The organism is Adhaeribacter pallidiroseus (assembly GCF_003340495.1).
Classification (GTDB): domain Bacteria; phylum Bacteroidota; class Bacteroidia; order Cytophagales; family Hymenobacteraceae; genus Adhaeribacter; species Adhaeribacter pallidiroseus.
Map to the genome: position 1 here is coordinate 3,605,417 of NZ_QASA01000001.1, position 18,239 is coordinate 3,623,655.

Consider the following 18,239-nt stretch of genomic DNA (forward strand, 5'->3'; position numbering starts at 1 on the left):
AATTTCGGATACGGCACATTACTTATAAACGACTAAGCTTTGGCGCTGGCTTTTGCCACCGACTCGGCCAGGCCGCGCATGTAGCCGATAGCATACAAGGTACCCAGTGTCATGTAGCCCGGGCGGGTGTTTTCTTCGCCGTGCATGGTAGGCACGTGGTCGGGCCGGATGGTGCCTTTAAAGCCAATGTCGTAGTACGCCTGCATGGCCGCGTGCATATCAATCTGGCCTTCGTCGTGGAAGGTTTCGGTAAACTTGGTGCTGGGCAGTTTGCCGCTTAAATCCTGTACGTTCCGGAAATGCACGAAATTTATTTTACCGGCCTTGCCCCAGCGCCGGATTAGAGCCGGAATGTCGGCGCCCATCAACGAGAAATTACCCTGGCACATGGTTAAGCCGCTGTACTTACTGGGTACCAGTTTTAGCATGCGGTCGAAATTCTCCACGGTATTCATAATCCGGGAAATACCCTGGATGCTGTGTACCTGCGGATCATCGGGATGCAACGATAAGTTCATACCTATTTTTTCGGCTTCGGGCACTACGGCTTTTAAAAAATATTCTAAGTTCTTCCACATGGCTTCTTTCGAAACCTCGCCGTACTGCGTTAGCGGTTTGTTTTTAATATCGTCGTAATCAAAAGAAGTAACCAGAGCCCCTCCCCTCCCCGGCCGGTCCATGGTAGTGCGGGCCCAGCTAATTACCGGCATCCAGTTGTAACAGATCACATCCACGCCGCCGTATTGTTTCAGGTTTTTCATGAACGTGATAAAATTGGCGATTTCTTCGTCGCGGCCAGCTAAAGCCAGTTTGGTTTGTTCGCCCAAGGAAGGCGGCCCTTCTACCACGGTCCATTTCATGCCTTCTTTTTCCCAGGCGGCTTTGGTGGCTTTTATCGCTTCCGGATCCCAGGGTTTTAAGTTTGGATTTTTCACGATTCCCGAAACGGCATGCATGACATCTATTTGCTTAGCAAAAGGAACGCGCGGTGAATCGGGCCCCATGGCTAAGGCGAACTTCATGCCGCCATCCTTTTCAAATGCCTTTGGTGCTTTAGGTTTTTCTTTGGAAACTAGCGGCGGAGTAGCCATTCCGGTACTTACTCCGCCTATCGATAAGGCAGCAGCCATAGAAGCACTTTTTTTAATAAAATTGCGGCGATTGTCTTTCATGATTCCTGTTTTTTTAATTTTCTTTAAAATATTTTGGTGAATGCGTAATGGTTATATCCGGCAAATAGTTAATCCCTTTTAAACACTTTTCCAGCGTTGTTCTGTGGAGCCGGGAACCGGCTCCAGGTGTTGGTGCTATCTAATTTGATCAGTAACCAGTTTGCCTCCTGGCCGGCGGGGCCCGTTTGGCTCTTCCGGGCTGGTCTAAGCTTGTTTTGTTCGTGCCTCCCAATGCTTCGTTCCTCAGCACCACAACCAAAGGTTCGCAGAACCCAGAAGGCCCTCCTGAGCCAAACTGATGTCGTTTATGCTTAGCGGCCGCTTTTTTAGCTTTTTAAATAAAGCTTAACTAGTAGGTTGACCAATTTTGAAAGCGATATCGTTTCAATAACTTATCATTTAGGAGGAGCCTTTTTTGATACGTAGCTAACTAGTTTCCTCCTGAATGGCAGCTTCTTATATTTTTTTAAATTTTGATTGCTATGCAATAAATAGCTTGGGCCAGGTGCAAGATTTGACGCTAAACTGTTCTGTTGTTCCGCGCGTTTTTAGCGTCTTGATTTTCGATGGTTCTTTTTGTATCAAGACAAAAAGAACAAATACCTCAGCAATAAACCAACTTCACTCCGAAACCAAAGCAACTCCGCCAGCTATGCGAACGAGAATCTACTTAGCTACCAGTCTACTCTTTATCCCACCACACCCGGGTAGTATATAAATCCGGACCCTGGTTTTTAATGGCGTTTTCCACACTAGCCGCATTCAACGATTTTTCCTCGAAGGAATACATTAAGCGCCTTACCGGAGCGCCCCCGGTAGCGTTTAACGGGTAATTGATGGGCTGCAAGGCCGGCACTCCGGTCCGCCGCCAGTTCGACCAGGCTTCGAAAAAATCCAGGTACATGTAGTGGGCCAGGTAAAACTGGGTATGGATTTGTTGCATTTGCTCTTGCTGGCTGCCGGTTAAGGTGTGCGCGGCCAGGTAAGTATCTATTTCTTCGGGCGTAATGGCCACGTTAGCCACGCTGCTGTTCGGGTACAACGTAGCGGATTCCATATTGGCCCGGATGGCTTTCTGGTAGTGTTCCTGGGCATCACCGGTTTCCCAGCCCCGCAGGGCAGCTTCGGCCCGCAAAAATTCTACTTCGGAGTAACTCAAAATAATGGTAGGCGCCGAAAAGTTGGCGATGGTGGCGGTATTAGGTTCAGAGTAATCGCGTAGTAATTCGTTCTTCCAGCCCGGGATAGCGGTAGCAATGGTGTTGGGATCGTAGCCATTGGGTAAGGCTTTTTGCTTATCGGCGGCGGTAGTGGTGGAGATTATCTGGCCTTGCTTGGCATCAATATTTCCTTCCCACAAGGTCATGTAAAAGGGTATGCGCGGGTCCTGGTTGGCTTGCAGTAAATCCAGAAAAGTTTTACCCATTTTCACCAAACCTAAACCTTGGTTTCCTTCCGGTAAGCTTTCTCTTTTTAACTCCCGAGCATCCCAGTTCCAAGTATTTTCGTTGGCCGAAATATGCGCCAGTTTCGCAATATCGGCGTTACTTTGCATTACGCCGCCCGCAATGGCTTTTTGTACCCAGGTTTGGGCCAAAGTAGGATCCACCTTGGTAAGGCGCATGCCTAAGCGCAGCATTAAAGAATAACCAAACGCTTTCCACTTCGGTACGCTGCCGGCGTAAATTACATCGGCGGCGCCAAAAGAAGCTTTAGCGGCATCCATCTGGTTTAAAGCCGTTTCTAAATCCTGCAGCATCATGGGATAAATTTCCGATTGTTTGTCGTAAGCGGGTTTGTAAATGCCTTCGGGGGCGCCGCTTGCTTCGCGGTAAGGTACATCGCCGTAAGCATCGGTAACCCGGTGCAGCGCATACACTTTCCAGATTTTAGCAATGGCATTCTGGTTGATTAAATCCGGATTGCCTTCGGTTTCCTTAATCACAATCATTAACTCCCGCAAATGCGAGGTATACACCGTTTCGAAAAAGTTACCGGTTTGGGAGTTTACAATGCCTTTTTCGCCGTACCAGAAGTTTTGCAGCGTGGCGTGGTACTGCATAATGCCCGACGCGTATTTAATATTAGTCCGGTTGCGGTCGGTGGTGCCGGTACCCACGGTGCGAATGATGCTGTTAGTGAACAAAGGCTCAATGGCCGGCTCCGTGAACGAGTTTGGGTTCACGTTCATTTCCTCAAAATCCTTATCGCAGGCCGTTAAGAAGCAGGCTGCAGCCAGGCAGGTTTTTACGGCAAAAGCAGAAAATTTATATCTTATAGAAGTCATGATTTTTCAAAAATTTAAAAAATGGAAGAAAATTACCGATCCGGTGTTACAACCGCACACTTAAGTTAATGCCGTAGGTGCGGGTAGCAGGCAAACCAAAGTTTTCCAGGCCTTGGGCATTGCCGCTGCTGTAATTCGATTCCGGATCAATGTTTTTGGTAGTGCGGTACAAGATCAGCAGGTTCCGGCCCACGAAGGAGATATTCGCCGATTGGAAAGGGGTTTTCGCCAGCAACGTGGAAGGCAGCGTGTAGCCAATGTTAATGGAACGCAGTTTAATAAAATCGGCTTTCTCCACAAATTCGCTGGTAATGGTGTTCCAGAGGCCTTTGTAGTAGGTTTCGGCGGGTACTACTTTCGTAAACGCTTCTCCTTTTTCGTTCACGCCGTTTACCGTTACGCCGGTTTCGCGCACGTTATTTTCGACGGTGCGTTTATCTAAACCAAACTGGGTACCGTATGCGCTGGTAGCGGAGTAAATACTACCCCCCAGCGGCTATCGAGCAAGAAACCGGCGGTAAAATTTTTAAAAGTAAAATCGTTGTTTAAGCCTACGGCCAAGGGCGGCACGCCTTTCCCTAAAGGAACCACGGGGCCGGCAATGGGTAAACCGTTCGAGCTGTTGTAAATAATCTGGCCGCTGGCATTCCGGGAATACGTGCTGCCGGCAATCTGGCCGAAAGGCTGGCCCTGGTAATGCGTGATCCAGCCGTTTTCGGTGCGGGTAGTAGCGCCGGGCAAACGCAAGCTGGTTAAACCTAACTCGGGAGCAATGCTGATTACTTCGTTTTTATTGTAAGCCGTATTTAAGGTTACGTTCCACGACAACCCGTTTTCGGAAGTTACCGGCGAGCCGGTTAACATTAATTCTATGCCCCGGTTTTTCATTTTACCCACGTTTAATGCCACCGCCGTGTACCCACTGGATTGCGGTAAAGTCGCGTTTACAATGTCGTTGGTGGTGGTGCGATCGTACAGCGTAATATCTACCCCCAGCCGATTATTGAAAATTTTAGTTTCTAAACCTAGTTCCGTAGTGGTGGAAGTATAAGGGGTAAGCAGTGTGGGTAAAGTAGGGCTGGTTACGTTCATTAAGGTTTGGCCTAAATGCTGCTGCGACTGCGCCGAAAACGTTTGGGTAATGGCGTAAGCCGTAGGAGCGCCGCCCCCTACCTGGGCCCACGAAGTTCTTACTTTGGCGTAATCGAGCCAGGCGGGTTTAGAAGCCCAAGCATCGGAAGCCACAAAACTTAACCCAACCGATGGGTAAAACAAGCTGTTGTTCTTAGGATCTAAAGTGGAGAACCAATCGTTGCGGCCGGTTAAAGTCAGGTACAAATAATTATTAAAATCAATATCCGCGGAAGCAAACAAAGAGTTGATGCCTACCTGGCTGTAATTAATGCCAAAATTCTGGCTGCGGCCGTTGGCGATAAAATATTGGAAAGGCCGGTTAAACTGTCCGCTGGACAGGTTAATGCCGTCGAACGTATTGCGCATTTGGTTGCCCCCGGCAAACACGTTTACCGAAAAGGCCCCAACGTCTTTCCGGAATCCGATGGTTCCTTCCAGGTTGGTTTCGGATTGCAGGCTTTGGTCGGTGGTCATGGAGCCGGGCTGGTTAAACGCTAAACCGGTGGGCTGAATGGCAAAACCGTCGAAGTTCACTTGGTCGATGCCGAAGCGGGCGCGGGCGTAAAACGCGTCGGTAATGTTATAAGTAGTACTGAACGAACCAATAAACCGTTTTTTGGTATCGCCGTTCCGGACTTTGTTGATGGCAAAATACGGATTGGTTGCATACTCATAATCGCTCCATTTAAACTCGTTGCCGTTCGGTAAATAACCCGGCGATAAGGTTTCGATGGGAATGTTGGAAGCCAGCAGTTGCGCTCCGGTGTTCGGGTTTAATTGAAAATCCGCGAGGTACGTACGGTTTTTTACGTCTTCGATGTTATACTGGGCATTGCCTTCGAACACAATTTTTTTGCCAGCGTCGCACTGGCACTCAGGTTAAACGTTTTAATGTTCATATCGTTGTGCGGTACAATGGCCTTGTTATCGAGGTTAGAGGCCGAAAAGCGGAACCGGGCAATTTCGTTGCCGCCGCTAAGGGCCAGCGTATTCACGAAGTTGGTACCGGTTTGGTAGAAATTTTTAAAATTATTCTTCTGCGCCGAATAAGGCCGGGTCTGACCATCGGGCTGAATAATGGGCGAACCATCTAACCGGGCTCCCCAGGACATGCGACCGTTCGAAATGGCCTGGGCCTGGGTTGTGGGCGCTGCACCTAGTGAACCGGAGCCGTATTGGTATTGCCAATCGGTTAAGTTAATGGCTTGCTGAAAGGTAAAGTTAGTGTTATACTCTACACCTAATCCTTTTTGCGCTTTTCCGGATTTTGTGGTGATTAAAATAACGCCGTTGGCGGCCCGGGCCCCGTACAAAGCCGCCGCCGTACCGCCTTTTAAAACCGAAATACTTTCAATATCGTCGGGATTAATACTGGCTAAACCATCGCCCCGGTCGATGCCGCCAAAGGTACCCGCGGCGCCTTGGTTATTGTTGGTAATCGGCATGCCGTTAACCACGTACAACGGCTGGTTTTCGCCGTTTAAAGAACCGTTCCCCCGGATAACAATACGGCTGGAGCCACCTGGTCCACCTGATGTACCAGATGCCGTAACGCCCGCAACCCGGCCGGCCAAAGCATTTCCCACGTTTATTTCGCGGGCCTGGGTCAGTTTTTCGCCGCCTACTTCCGATACCGCATAGGTTAAGGCTTTCTTCTCTCTTTTAATACCTAAGGCCGTTACCACTACTTCGTCCAGGGTTTGGGTATTGTCGAGTAACGTCACATCAATGGTGGCGCTGCCGCTAAAAGCTACTTCTTTGGTAGTATAGCCAATAAAGGAAAAAACGAGAGTACCATTATCCGCAGGAGCATTGATGGTGTAAGAGCCATCTGCCCCGGAAGCAGTACCGGTAGTAGTGCCTTTTACCAAAACGGTAACCCCGGGAAGGCCTTCGCCGGTAGCAGCAGTTACTTTACCCGTAATAGTGGCGGCAGCTGCGGGCTTCTTGGCAATGACCAACCTGGAACCAATCTGCTCGGGAGCAGGAGCAAAACTACTGGCTTTTAATTTTTTAAGTACCACTTCCCCGCCAACCGGTTCAAAATCAATGCGAAGCGGTGTGAGTAAATCAGTGAGTACGTGCGCTAATTTTTTGTTCGAAGCTATTACCGTTACTTTGCGGCCCGCATCAATAATTTGAGTACTGTAAATAAAATGAATCCCACTACGATCTTCGATTTCCCTTAAGATTACGTTTAACTCCGTATTTTCCATTTGAATAGAAATCTCCCGGTTAAGCATTTCTTTCGCTTTATTTTCTTCGGCGAAGGTTATTTGCGGTTGTAGTAAAAAAAAGGCTACTACAACAATTAAAGCTGTTCGGCAACACAACAGCCATAGTCTTGGTTTGGTAAGTAGAATTTCCATAGTGGACACGTTTGGTTAAGATTATATTGGTTTAAGGTGAGGCAAACTAACAGCAGATTCGGCAGGATAAAATGCATCGGGGACCAAGAAAAATTTAAAAAAACAAACGCCTTAGCCGTAGCTTTTGGCCTATTTACGAGTAAGTTTTAACGCATAAGCATCTTCTTTCTCATTTATAATTTGCTTTACTCTTTACATCCTTCTCCCAAGATCAGGTATTTATCTTCTTCAGCGTGGTAAGTGGCCCCGATGGACTTACAAATCATATCGAGCTTCACGGGCAAGGGCTGGCCATGAAAGTAAGCCGTTAAGCTGCAATTTTTTAATCGGGAATTTTCTAATTTTATAGATACCCGGTGCTGATCTTCCAGGGTCCGGATAACTTCGGCTAAGGAGTTGTCCGTAAAAATCAGGGGCGCTTCCGGCAATTGTTTTTCCCAGTACTCCTTGTTTATTTTTTGCTTGAGGGCGGTGTGATGCGCCGCATTAAAACTAACTTTTTCGTTTAATTGTAACCGGACGGTTTTTTTAGCAGATTTTATAAAAGGCAAATAGTCCGTTACACTTTTATCGGTAGAAGTAACCGCTACTTTTCCGGTACGCACTAAAACTTCGGCTACTTGCTCCGTTTTTTTAAAATTAACGCCAAAACTGGTTCCTAATACTTTTACTTCCACGGCACCCCCATACACCCGGAAAGGGTGTTGTTTATCGCGCGCAACCGAGAAAAAAGCTTTACCGTTTAAGAATACATCCCGACTGGCCCCGGTAAACTTTGCCGGGTATTGAATTCGGGAACCAGGTTCTAACCAAACAATGGAGCCATCGCTAAACGAAATTCTTTCAACTTTTTTTAAATTATTCTGTTTTTCCAGCAGCGCTACGGGTGCTTCCCGCCACAACCGGCCAGGGTATAACGCAATGCCAATCAGCAACAAAATAGAAGCGGCTACTCCGAGCCAGCGCGTTTGGTGCCGGCCTATGGTAAACCTCTTTAAATTTATTTCCAGTTCTGTTAATTGCGGCTGGCTTACCTGCTGCAATTTAGTGTTTATGGCTTCCCAGTTTTCACGTTTTTGGCTTTCCAGCGCTGGTAAAGGAGCTTGGCTGGCAGGCAATTGGTCGGGTAAGTTATCGTACCATTCCGCCACATAGGCTTCTTCTTCCGGAGATAACTCGCCCGTTAAGTATTTTTTTAAAAGCCGTTGCAGCTTTTCCTGTTCGTTGTTGTTCATGTAACCGCCTAACCTTAATGCCTTAGCTGGTCGTTATTATGTACAAAGCCAAGTAAGCCAGTCGGAACCCTAAAAAATAAATAAAATATTTAAAAAACGAGGGGAGCCGCCTAATAACCGGGGATGATGAGCAGCAGCGGAACAACAAAATCTTTGAGAAAGATTTTTAAATGCTTTAACGTTTTGGTGATATGAAATTCCACGGCCTTATCGGTAAGTTGCAGATCGTGGGCTATTTCTTTATTCGAGAGATTTTGAAACCGGCTTTTTTCAAATACCTGCCGGGTTTTGGCCGATAATAAAGCCAGCGCGTTTTTTAAAGTAAGGTTTAACTCACTAGTTAAAACACTTTCTTCGGTGTAGTTAGCGGCAACCACGGAACGGTCGGCGCGGGACTGATATTTGTTCCGGACTAATTGCGCGTGGTAATAATTGATGATGGCGTATTTAACAGCCGTAAAAAGATAGGCTTCCAGGCTGCTGGTAATGGTAAGGGTTGTACGCTTCAGCCATAAATTTAAAAATATTTCCTGTACCAATTCTTCGGCTACTTCTTTTTCGCCGGTTTTACGATATGCAACCTGGTATAATTTAGCCCAATACTTCTCGTAAATTACCTGAAATGCATCGGCCGATTCATTCCGTAAACCATCTAAAAGTCTGTTATCTCTTAAACTGTTCTGGTTCAATGGTTCTGATTTTGGTACTAGTCAAATATAATTTATAATCATATCAAAAAAAAGAGAATTACTTTTGAACAATTTTAAATTTTTAAATTTATTAATGTACTACACTATTTAAAATAAAAATATGACAAGACAAAGCTATTTGTTAATCAGAATTGTTTAAGCAGGTTAAAAAAATAGAAATTTTAATTTTATCTTCTTCAACTTTAATCTTTTTGTACCGGATAGCTGGATTATCTTTGGAGTCGCTCTTTTTTAAATTTATTTTGGTACTTATGAGTTAGCGAAGCACTCTAAGTACTTTTGTGCAGCCAATCTCTGATTGATGATTAACAAAGTACTTCATTACGCCAATCAGAGATTGGCTGTCCGAAAATGGGTAGAGACCGCTGGCACGAACTCTACCCACAACTGCACCCTATATTTAATCACTGATTAATCACTCTTCAAATTCTTCTCCTTCAGAAGCAATTTTCAATATGCTCGGAATTTTAGAATCTTCTCTGCTTTCCCAGGAAGCTATGGAAGAAGGGATGAACTTAATTTTAGAAGTTTTAAAATCATTACTTAAGAGTCGTTGTTCCAAACTGTTTAATAGGTTGTAATCCTCTCTTACATAATTTGGAGCTTCTTCAATGGAGTTATACTTCGTGTAAAAACTAGGATCTAATTGCCAGTATACCATTAAAGCTGTTCCTTTGTCACAGAGCGGGTGTTCCACAACTTGCTGCGGGATATGGTTTCCTTCATCCCAATTCCAATGTAGCATAAAATAATGAAGTTCTTCTGGTGTTTCTAATCTTTGAAAGTTCTTCCGGTATAGTTCCGCCATTATTACTTCTTCTTGTTCTTCATTTTCCTCAATGAGTTGCCATTGTTTTTCTGAAAGAGATTCATAAATATCAATAACCTTGTCATTTATAAACTTTTTCCTTTTGGCAGAAAGTGTAATCATTCTTTTCAGTTAGTTAGTACTACATAATACAGCAAAACTAAGGCAGCGCAAAAGCCACGTAATTACCGCCTCCTTTTAAGCCGCGGGCGCCGCCCGCCGCAATTACCACGTATTGTTTACCGTCTACCATATAGGTAATGGGTGTAGCAAAACCACCAGCTGGTAATTGGTATTCCCAAACCACCTGACCAGTTTTACGATCAAAGGCCCGGATTTTTTCGTCGCGGGTGCCGGCAATAAACACCAGGCCACCGCCAGTTACTACCGGACCGCCGTAGCTTTCGGTGCCCGTGGTAGGTACGCCTTTTTTCGCTAATTCCGGGTATTCGCCCAAGGGTACGCGCCACAAATATTCGCCGGTATTTAAATCAATGGCGTTTAAGGTACCCCATGGTGGTTTAATGGCCGGATAGCCGTTCTGGTCCGTAAATTTTCTCCAGACTTTATTTACGTATTGGGGAACGTACGGGAAACTTTCTTTTTTGGCAGTTTCGGTAGGTCCGGTTTCGCTGTGTTCATCTATAATTTTGTCGGCGACGGTTTCTTTATTTAATAAAAAGCGCACAATGGCGGCCCGGTTTTCTTTAGGTATGTGGCTAAAAGAAGGCATCCGGCCGCGGCCGGTTTCTAAAATTGCCTGAACGCCTGCTTCATTATACTTATTTCCCACTTCTACCAAACTCGGAAAATCAGAACCGCTTCCTTTACGGTCGCGGCCGTGGCACACCGCGCAATTAGCCAGGTAAAAGCCGTTGCCTTTGGTGAGCGAAGCCATTTCTTTTCGGCGGTCTTCCTGCGAAACCATTTGCAAAATCCAAGGATCGTCGTTGGCATTCTGGTAGAATATACCATTAGGATCGATGGAATTACCACCCCACTCGGCACCGCCGCTGTAACCAAACAAAATAGTGCCTTTCTCCGTGGGTGGCATAAATTTATGATCGGTGCGCATGTCGGCGAAGCGCTCTTTCACGTAAGCGTGGGCTTCCGGCGAAATATCGGTAATATCGGCTTCGGTAAAAACCTGGTGCGCAAAGGGCGCCGGCTTTAACGGAAATTTTTGCGTTGGGAAAGGATGTTCGCCGGGCAAAGCGGGCGAAGTGGGTACGGGCCGTTCTTCTACCGGAAACAAAGAAGTACCCGTATCGCGGTCCAGCACATACACCAGGCCGTCTTTGGTAGCCTGCACCACCACGTCTACTTTTTTGCCGTTATGTTTTACCGTAGCTAAATTAGGCGGCGACGGATGGTCGCGGTCCCATAAATCGTGGTGAATGGTTTGGTAATGCCATTTTCTTTTGCCGGTTTCCGCATCCAGGGCCATAATGCAGGTAGCAAATAAATTTTCGCCTTCGCGGTCGCCGCCGTAAAAATCCGAAGCCGGGGAGCCGGTGCCAAAGTAAACGGTACCGCGCTTTTCGTCCACTACCAGGCCGCTCCAGTTATTGGTAGCGCCAATGTATTTATAAGCAGTGGGCGGCCAGGTATTGTACCCGTATTCGCCGGGCTGCGGTATGGTGTGAAAAACCCATTTTAACTGGCCCGTTACCACATCAAAAGCCCGGATATGCCCTGGTGCAGCATCACCCGCTTCGGACACACTAGAGCCGATAATAAAGGTATTTTTAAAAACAACCCCCGGCGTAGACGCTGTAACGGATAATTTACTCACATCATGGTCCAGGTTGGTTTGGAGGCCTTCGTGTAAATCTATGGTGCCGTTTTGGCCAAAGCTGGTAATATTGGTGCCGGTTAACGCGTTAATGGCGTACAACTTAGAACCAACGGAATACAAAATGCGCTTATCCGCGCCACTTTCCCAGTAAACTACGCCCCGGCTGGTATTAAACTTTTGTTCGTCTTTTTGCGGCTCAAAAATCCATAACTTTTCGCCGGTGCCAGCTTTTAAGGCAAACAACTTTAACTCGGCAGTAGTACCATACAAAATGCCGTTTACCACAATCGGTTGACATTGAATAGCCTTGGGTCTCTGGGGTTTAGTGCTAGAGGGATCAGGCTTTTCGGAAGTATCGTACATCCAGGCTACTTGTAAATTTTTTACATTATCCAGGTTAATCTGGTTTAAAGGGGAATACCGGTTACCCGCTTTATTACCGCCGTAAACCGGGTAATCTAAATTTTTAATATTGGAAACCGCCTGGCTTTTCTCGCGATTCGGATTTAGACAACTACCTAAAACTAACAAGCCTAGCGCTAAAGGCTTAAAAAAGTACTTCATGTACGGGTTTTAATAAGTAAGAAATTAAAAATGAAGTTTAAAAATAACCTTTATTCCTTTCTGCTAAGGCCCTGTCGATAAAAAAGTGTTGTAAATAGATAAAAAAGTATTAGCTCCAACGACAGCGTTATTTTTACCCTTATTTAAATTTTTTAGTTCTCCCGGTCATTTTTTTTCTTGTAGGATTGTACTTTGGAGTCGGTTCCCTTTTTAAGCCATCGTGCTAGCTAACCTAACTCCGTCAAGTCTGTTTTACGGCAAGACATACCGGGATTCTTCCTAACATGATAATGGCTGTGCCAACCAAAACTCCCTTGACTGCTGCTTTTTCCAAAGCTATGGATTTGCAGTAGGTACTGCTTTTTGTGCTATAGAAACATTTTTTTTGTTAGCGATAGATGCAGCCGGAATGCTTGTGTGTTGCCGATTAATTATTTTAAATAATTGTTTTTGCCGCGAGATGAATCTGTTTTTCCTTTACCTCTTCTGCTTTTGGTTGCAGTGCGTAGGGCTTTGTTTCAAATTCGAGGTAGGTGCTCACCCCTTGGCCTGGTTCCGAATCAATGTCAATTTTGCCTTGCAGCGCGTGTACCCGCGACTTAATACTGCTCATGCCCGTGCCCTTCTGCGAAAGTTTGGCCGGGTCGAAGCCTACGCCGTTATCTTCAATGGTAATGGACAGCATGTGGTCTTGTAAAGTTAATTGCACCATGGCTTCGCTGGCCTGGGCGTGTTTAATAATATTGTTCAGGAGTTCCTGCACAATCCGGTAAACCGATAATTCAAAGTTAGGCGCAAACCGCTCAAAATCGCCCCAGGAATAATACGCTACCACCAATAATTTATCGTTACTGATATTGGAACAAAACCGCCGTAACGCCTCGTCCAGGCCATGTTGCATGAGCACTTCCGGCATTAGATTATGAGCTGTTTTGCGCACCGAAATGGTAGCTTCGTCGAGTAAATCTACTACTTGGTGGTAGCCTTTGTGCTGGATAATTTCTTTGGCCTGTAAAACTAAGGCGTTCATGTGCATTTTGGCGGCGGCCAGCATACCGGCTACCTCGTCGTGTAAATCGCGGGCAATGCGGGTGCGCTCTTTTTCTTCGCCTTGCATTAATGCCTGGAGCACCATAATTTCTTTTTCCTGTTCTACTTCTTTCAGCTGCCGCAAATACGCTTTGTTTTTATGCCGGAAATGCAAATACAATAATAAAGCTACCAGTAAGGCAATGACGGCCGCTCCCACGCTATACACAATAAACTGTTGGTTTTTTTGGAGCTGCAGTTGCTTTTGCACCAGTTCTTTGTCTTTCTGGGCCGTTTGGTATTTTACTTCCAGCTCGTTCAAAAATTTTAATTGTTTTTCGCCCAACATGCTATCCTGGTACTGTTGGGCCAGTTTCTGATATTTATAAGCCTTCTGATAATCTTTCCGGATGGCATACAGTTCCTGCAAGGCCGCGTACGCGGCCGCCGAAATCTCGGGAGCTTTAATTTTCTCGGAAACACTAATGGCTTGCAGGTAAAAGGTTTGGGCTTTCTCCGGATTGTTGTTGGCCAGGTATAAATCGCCAATAATTCTTTTGATATCGGCTACATCGTAAGGGGTGTCTAGTTTTAAGGCCCAGGTTAAGCTTTTCTGGCCGTAGTCGATGGCTTTGGTGTATTGTTTTTTTTGCTTGTAGTAATCGGCCAGGTTGATATTGGCCAGGTACAGCGCGTAATAATCATCAATTTTGGCGGCAATTTTTAAGGCTTTATTATACGTGTCCACCGCCTCTTTCATTTTATTTAATTTTATTAAAACGGTTCCCTGGTTTATTAATGCCCGGCTCACCAGCGAAGAATCCCCGGCTTGTTCGGCGTACAAAAGACCCGGCGTAAAATATAGCTTGGCTTTTTCGGGTTGCTGCATTTGCATGAATATGCCGCCCGCATTACCATAGGCCAACGCCAGCGCATCCCATTGCCGGTATTTTTTAAAAAAATCAATCGAAAACTGGTAATGAATTAAGGCGCTGTCGAATTTGCTTTGGTAGCGGTACAGATTACCCATGTTGGTATAACAAGCGCCAATGCCGCGTTTGTAATTAAGTTTGCGGTAAATTTGCAAGGCTTTGCGGTACCGGATTAAGGCGGCCGGGTAATTGCTGCGGTCGGAATACACGATACCACTGTAATGCAAAGCTTTGGCCTGACCCAGCGGATAATTTATTTGTTTACTGATTTGATTGATTTGGTTGTACAGTTTAATGGCGGCCTGGGGATTAGAAGTTTCTATAACCGCTCCTGAATCTAACATTTGCTTTACCCAGTTACTATCGGGTTTAGGTTTGGGCAAGTCCAGGCTAAAACTAAGAAGGGGAACATGGACAAATAGCAGTACAACTAATATTTTTAAATTTTTGTGGACGTTAGTACAGGATAACCCAAGCAGCCTCATCGTTCATTCTATTAGGTATTGATTAACCTAAAGATATTATATTTTTAAGAATTCTAATAATTAATTGATTCTAACCAGTATTCTTTTGGAAAGACAGACCACTAAGTAGTTGGTCGTTATTAGTTGTTCGTTGTTCGACTTATAAACTATTGATAACTAAAACATTAACTTAAAATATCCTTACGTTTATTTTTGTCCCGATACTTAATTTTTAAATTTTTATAGTTATTTGTAGCTCAAATTAACATAGCGACTACTTTTCCGCGTGCTTAAGAGCGCAACATTTAGGTGTACATCTACTTCTCTTTCATTCTTTAGATTTAATTTTAAGACTTGTAACCCGGTTTTCTTATCACTACTTTGCGCAAGCGGAGCTAACATTAACTAACCAAAACTATGGGCAAATTCCACGACTTTATTCAACCGGCGCACCAGGAATTTATACAAAAGCAGCACCTGTTTTTTGTAAGTACCGCGCCCTTAAGCCCCAACGGCCACATTAATCTTTCCCCGAAAGGACTGGATTGTTTCCGGGTGTTTTCAAAGAACCAGGTGGGTTACATGGATTTAATTAGTAGTGGCAACGAAACTTCGGCGCATACTTTAGAAAATGGTCGCATTACTTTTATGTTTTGTTCTTTTGCCGGAGCGCCGTTGATACTAAGATTGTACGGCAAAGGGCACACGGTATTGCCCGACACTCCGGAATGGGAAACGTACGCGCCGCATTTTAAAATTTACCCGAGTACCCGCCAGCTTATAATAGCCGATATTACCTTAGTCCAAACTTCCTGCGGTTTTGGCGTGCCGCTATTTAACTACGAGGGCGAACGGGATATTCACTTTGAGTGGGCCGCAAAAAAAGGTTTGGCGGGTTTAGCAGCCTATAAACAAGAAAAAAATCTAGTGAGCCTCGATGGTTTACCCACCAACCTGGCCGTACAATCCGAGTAAAATTTTATTTAATTATTTAAGCATTAAATTTATATTGTACGCCAACTTCCCCCGTGTTTATTGATTGAGTTATTACTACAGCAGCTCTTTACATGTTGTAAAAAAATTGCCCGCTATCGCCTTAATAAGAACAACAGTAAGCCTTTTTTTAAATTTTTAATGCGCTACCGCACTTTTTGAAGTACCATTTGTACGGAATCCGGCCCCAGTAAACCCGCCATGGCATATGCGTTATTTTGGGGCAAATGCTTTAAAGTAGCTTGTAGGGTGTCGGCTTTTTCCCGGGGTCGGTAGTCGCCGGGGCCAACGCTTTTTAGTTCAAAAATACTTTTGAACGCGTGTTGCTTCGCATTGTATTCGTAACGGCCAAAGAGCCGGCGCAGGTGGTTATTATACTGCAAAATACACACATTACCATCGTCGAAATAAACCCGGTTAAGTATTGAATCTTGAAGCGTACCGGCCAGGTTTATTGGCTTTTGGTTTACCCGCAAACTGGTTACATTATACACCCCGTGCAACTCAGATTCGGAGTAACCTTTACTCCGCTGGTAAAACAAAAAGATATAGCCAAAAGCCAGCCCCATTACCAAGAAGCGTACGGTATTTTTAATTTTATTACCACCCAGGGTAATGGCCGGCAACGCTTCGCGGGTGCGCAGGAAAATTGCGGAGAGGTAGCCATAATCCGCGAAAAGCAAATAAATTAAGCCGGCTGATAATACAATAGATTGATACAATGGCCCAATGCCCAGGTGGTAAAAATAATTAATGCCTAAAATATTGAGCATTACCGGCAACAACATAAAAACGCCTAGTAAACGCGTAGTCCGGAAGAGCAGCAGAAAAGAACCCATAATCTGCAAAGCGGCTACCATCATCCCGAAGGTGTGCGAGTAGCCGAAAAAATGCCACATGAGCCAATCACCCGGTTGGTCGGCCATGGGCATATCCGCAATCGATAAAGGCACCGGCCGGAACTGCAAGCCAAACACTTTTTTCCAGCCAAAACTCACAATATCAAACGCCAGACAATAACTAATAAGCCCCTGCCAAAAAGCTAAAATTCGCGGCGACTCCGTAGGTTGTTGTTTTTCGCGCCGTTGCCAAAAAAACACATAAGCTAGAGGCAAAACCAAAGGCACCAAGGTAACCAGGTACATCACTAACTCGCCGGGCCGGAGCAGATTGAGTACCACCATCATTAGAACTGCCGAAATGGCCGCTCCGGCCACAAGCAAGGTAATTAATTTGAAAGGTAAGGCGTAAATAGATTTCATAGCAGCAAGGTTTTAGAAGTTTATTTCTAAAGGATGTGCTTAGCTGGTAAAATCCATAAAATCAATTTGTTTTGGGAATCAGAATTTAAAATCTAAAACTACTTGCCTGGAACAGCCCTAGATAATAAGAATTTTACATAAAAAAATGAGGCAGATAAATCTGCCTCGTTTTTTATAAATTTTTAAATTTTACTCTGGTTCAGGCACTATTAAGGTTGTCCGCCGCCGCCCATGGCGCCATAAATCTGGCCGGTGGCATAACTAGCGTCACTGGCAGCTAGTTGTACATAAATAGATCCTAATTCCACGGGTTGGCCGGGTCGGCCCATGGGCGTATCGCCCCCAAAACTTTTTAATTTTTCCTGGGTAGCGCCGCCGCTTACCTGTAAAGGTGTCCAGATGGGGCCGGGCGCTACACCGTTTACCCGAATACCTTTGGGCGCGAGTTGTTTGGCCAAGGACCGCACGTAGTTGGTAGTAGCGGCTTTAGTTTGCGCATAATCGTACAGCTCCGCCGAAGGATCGGTGGCCTGCTCCGAAGTAGTACCAATTATAACCGAGCCGGGTTGTAAATGCGGGAGCGCTGCTTTTATAATCCAAAAAGGTGCGTAAATATTCGTCTTCATGGTAGCGTCGAAATCCTCGGAGGTTATGTCCAGGATAGAAGGCTTGGTTTGTTGGCGCGCCGCGTTACTTACCAAAATATCTAATCCGCCTAAACCTTTTACGGCATCGGCTACCATTTTCTGGCAAAAAGCTTCGTCGCGGATATCGCCCGGAATGGCTATGGCTTTGCGGCCTTCGGCTTTAATAATGGCCACTACTTCCTGAGCATCCGGTTCTTCGGCCGGCAAATAGTTAATCGCTACATCGGCTCCTTCGCGGGCATACGCAATGGCTGCCGCGCGCCCCATGCCTGAGTCGCCCCCCGTAATTAAGGCTTTCCGTCCTTTTAAACGACCGGAGCCTTTGTAACTTTTCTCGCCGTGATCGGGCTTTGGGTCCATTTTACTGGCTAGCCCTGGCCAGGGCTGCGATTGGCCTTTAAAAGGCGGCTTCGGGTATTTACTATTGGGGTTTTCTAATTTGGCTGGTTCGGCTTCGGTAAAGGGGGTAGCGCCTTCGGCCGCTAAACCGGTTCCTACCGCCGCCGAAGCTAAGCCGGCACCCAGTTTACCTATAACCGAGCGTCTGCTCATTTTTTGTTCTTCTTTCATGGTAAAGCAATACTTTTTTAAATTTTTAATTAAATCCGGAACGAGGCTGTAGAAAGAACCCTAAATAGTTAAGTCTGCTTTTACCTGGTTTCCGTTTATCAAACCAATACTTTTAGCTGTATCGGGCTCCACTACGGAATACTATACTTTTATTCTCCCAAAACAGTTACTAACTACTTGAATTTAAATTAGTATTACTCACAATCGTTCGAAAGCAACAGAACATAAATTCCACATTGATTTCCCGAAACCCGCACCAATAAAG

General features: G+C 45.4%; 13 protein-coding genes. 1 reads left to right on the forward strand and 12 read right to left on the reverse strand.

Translation table 11 applies throughout. The annotated features are described in order from the left end of the window. Nucleotides 1-32 precede the first annotated feature (32 nt). The 10 genes from AHMF7616_RS14355 to AHMF7616_RS14390 all read right to left on the reverse strand — a co-directional run bounded on the left by AHMF7616_RS14355 (nucleotide 33) and on the right by AHMF7616_RS14390 (nucleotide 14,421). Nucleotides 33-1,172 carry a mannonate dehydratase gene (locus AHMF7616_RS14355; RefSeq protein ID WP_115373514.1) on the reverse strand — a complete coding sequence of 380 codons (1,140 nt, stop codon included), beginning with the start codon at nucleotides 1,170-1,172 and terminating at the stop codon, nucleotides 33-35. A 682-nt stretch (nucleotides 1,173-1,854) separates the two neighbouring features. Next, entirely contained in the window at nucleotides 1,855-3,459 is a 1,605-nt protein-coding gene (locus AHMF7616_RS14360) for a SusD/RagB family nutrient-binding outer membrane lipoprotein (RefSeq protein ID WP_115373515.1), read from the reverse strand. 46 nt (nucleotides 3,460-3,505) lie between these two features. Then, nucleotides 3,506-3,874, reverse strand: coding sequence for a hypothetical protein (locus AHMF7616_RS27175; protein WP_233507565.1), 369 nt, complete (start codon nucleotides 3,872-3,874; stop codon nucleotides 3,506-3,508). Between the two features lie 23 nt (nucleotides 3,875-3,897). Next, nucleotides 3,898-5,439 carry a SusC/RagA family TonB-linked outer membrane protein gene (locus AHMF7616_RS27180; protein WP_233507567.1) on the reverse strand — a complete coding sequence of 514 codons (1,542 nt, stop codon included), beginning with the start codon at nucleotides 5,437-5,439 and terminating at the stop codon, nucleotides 3,898-3,900. Next, a complete protein-coding gene (locus AHMF7616_RS27185) occupies nucleotides 5,400-6,962 on the reverse strand; it encodes a TonB-dependent receptor plug domain-containing protein (RefSeq protein WP_233507568.1) in 1,563 nt (520 codons plus the stop codon). The genes AHMF7616_RS27180 and AHMF7616_RS27185 overlap by 40 nt, the downstream gene beginning before the upstream one ends. Nucleotides 6,963-7,147: 185 nt before the next feature. Then, nucleotides 7,148-8,197: a FecR family protein gene (locus AHMF7616_RS14370; protein WP_115373516.1), complete on the reverse strand. Its 1,050-nt coding sequence runs from the start codon at nucleotides 8,195-8,197 to the stop codon at nucleotides 7,148-7,150. Nucleotides 8,198-8,307: 110 nt separating this feature from the next. Further along, nucleotides 8,308-8,886 (reverse strand): RNA polymerase sigma-70 factor, encoded by a 579-nt coding sequence (locus AHMF7616_RS14375; protein WP_115373517.1) that lies wholly within the window; start codon nucleotides 8,884-8,886, stop codon nucleotides 8,308-8,310. A gap of 436 nt (nucleotides 8,887-9,322) precedes the next feature. Continuing rightward, nucleotides 9,323-9,838 (reverse strand): DUF4274 domain-containing protein, encoded by a 516-nt coding sequence (locus tag AHMF7616_RS14380; RefSeq protein ID WP_115373518.1) that lies wholly within the window; start codon nucleotides 9,836-9,838, stop codon nucleotides 9,323-9,325. Between the two features lie 37 nt (nucleotides 9,839-9,875). Further along, nucleotides 9,876-12,077, reverse strand: coding sequence for an outer membrane protein assembly factor BamB family protein (locus tag AHMF7616_RS14385; RefSeq protein ID WP_115373519.1), 2,202 nt, complete (start codon nucleotides 12,075-12,077; stop codon nucleotides 9,876-9,878). 436 nt (nucleotides 12,078-12,513) lie between these two features. Beyond that, nucleotides 12,514-14,421, reverse strand: coding sequence for a tetratricopeptide repeat-containing sensor histidine kinase (locus AHMF7616_RS14390; protein WP_158546173.1), 1,908 nt, complete (start codon nucleotides 14,419-14,421; stop codon nucleotides 12,514-12,516). 498 nt (nucleotides 14,422-14,919) lie between these two features. On the opposite strand from AHMF7616_RS14390, the gene AHMF7616_RS14395 reads away from it, so the two are divergent. Then, on the forward strand, nucleotides 14,920-15,477 hold the full coding sequence (locus AHMF7616_RS14395; protein WP_115373521.1) for a pyridoxamine 5'-phosphate oxidase family protein: 558 nt from the start codon (nucleotides 14,920-14,922) through the stop codon (nucleotides 15,475-15,477). A 164-nt stretch (nucleotides 15,478-15,641) separates the two neighbouring features. Here AHMF7616_RS14395 and AHMF7616_RS14400 read toward each other — a convergent pair whose 3' ends face one another. Both AHMF7616_RS14400 and AHMF7616_RS14405 read right to left on the reverse strand, forming a co-directional pair. Further along, the gene (locus tag AHMF7616_RS14400) at nucleotides 15,642-16,757 is read right to left on the reverse strand and encodes a hypothetical protein (protein WP_115373522.1); all 1,116 of its coding nucleotides are present in this window, start codon (nucleotides 16,755-16,757) and stop codon (nucleotides 15,642-15,644) included. Between the two features lie 209 nt (nucleotides 16,758-16,966). After that, complete coding sequence (locus tag AHMF7616_RS14405; RefSeq protein ID WP_115373523.1) at nucleotides 16,967-17,974, reverse strand: SDR family oxidoreductase; 1,008 nt, start codon at nucleotides 17,972-17,974, stop codon at nucleotides 16,967-16,969. Nucleotides 17,975-18,239 lie beyond the last annotated feature (265 nt).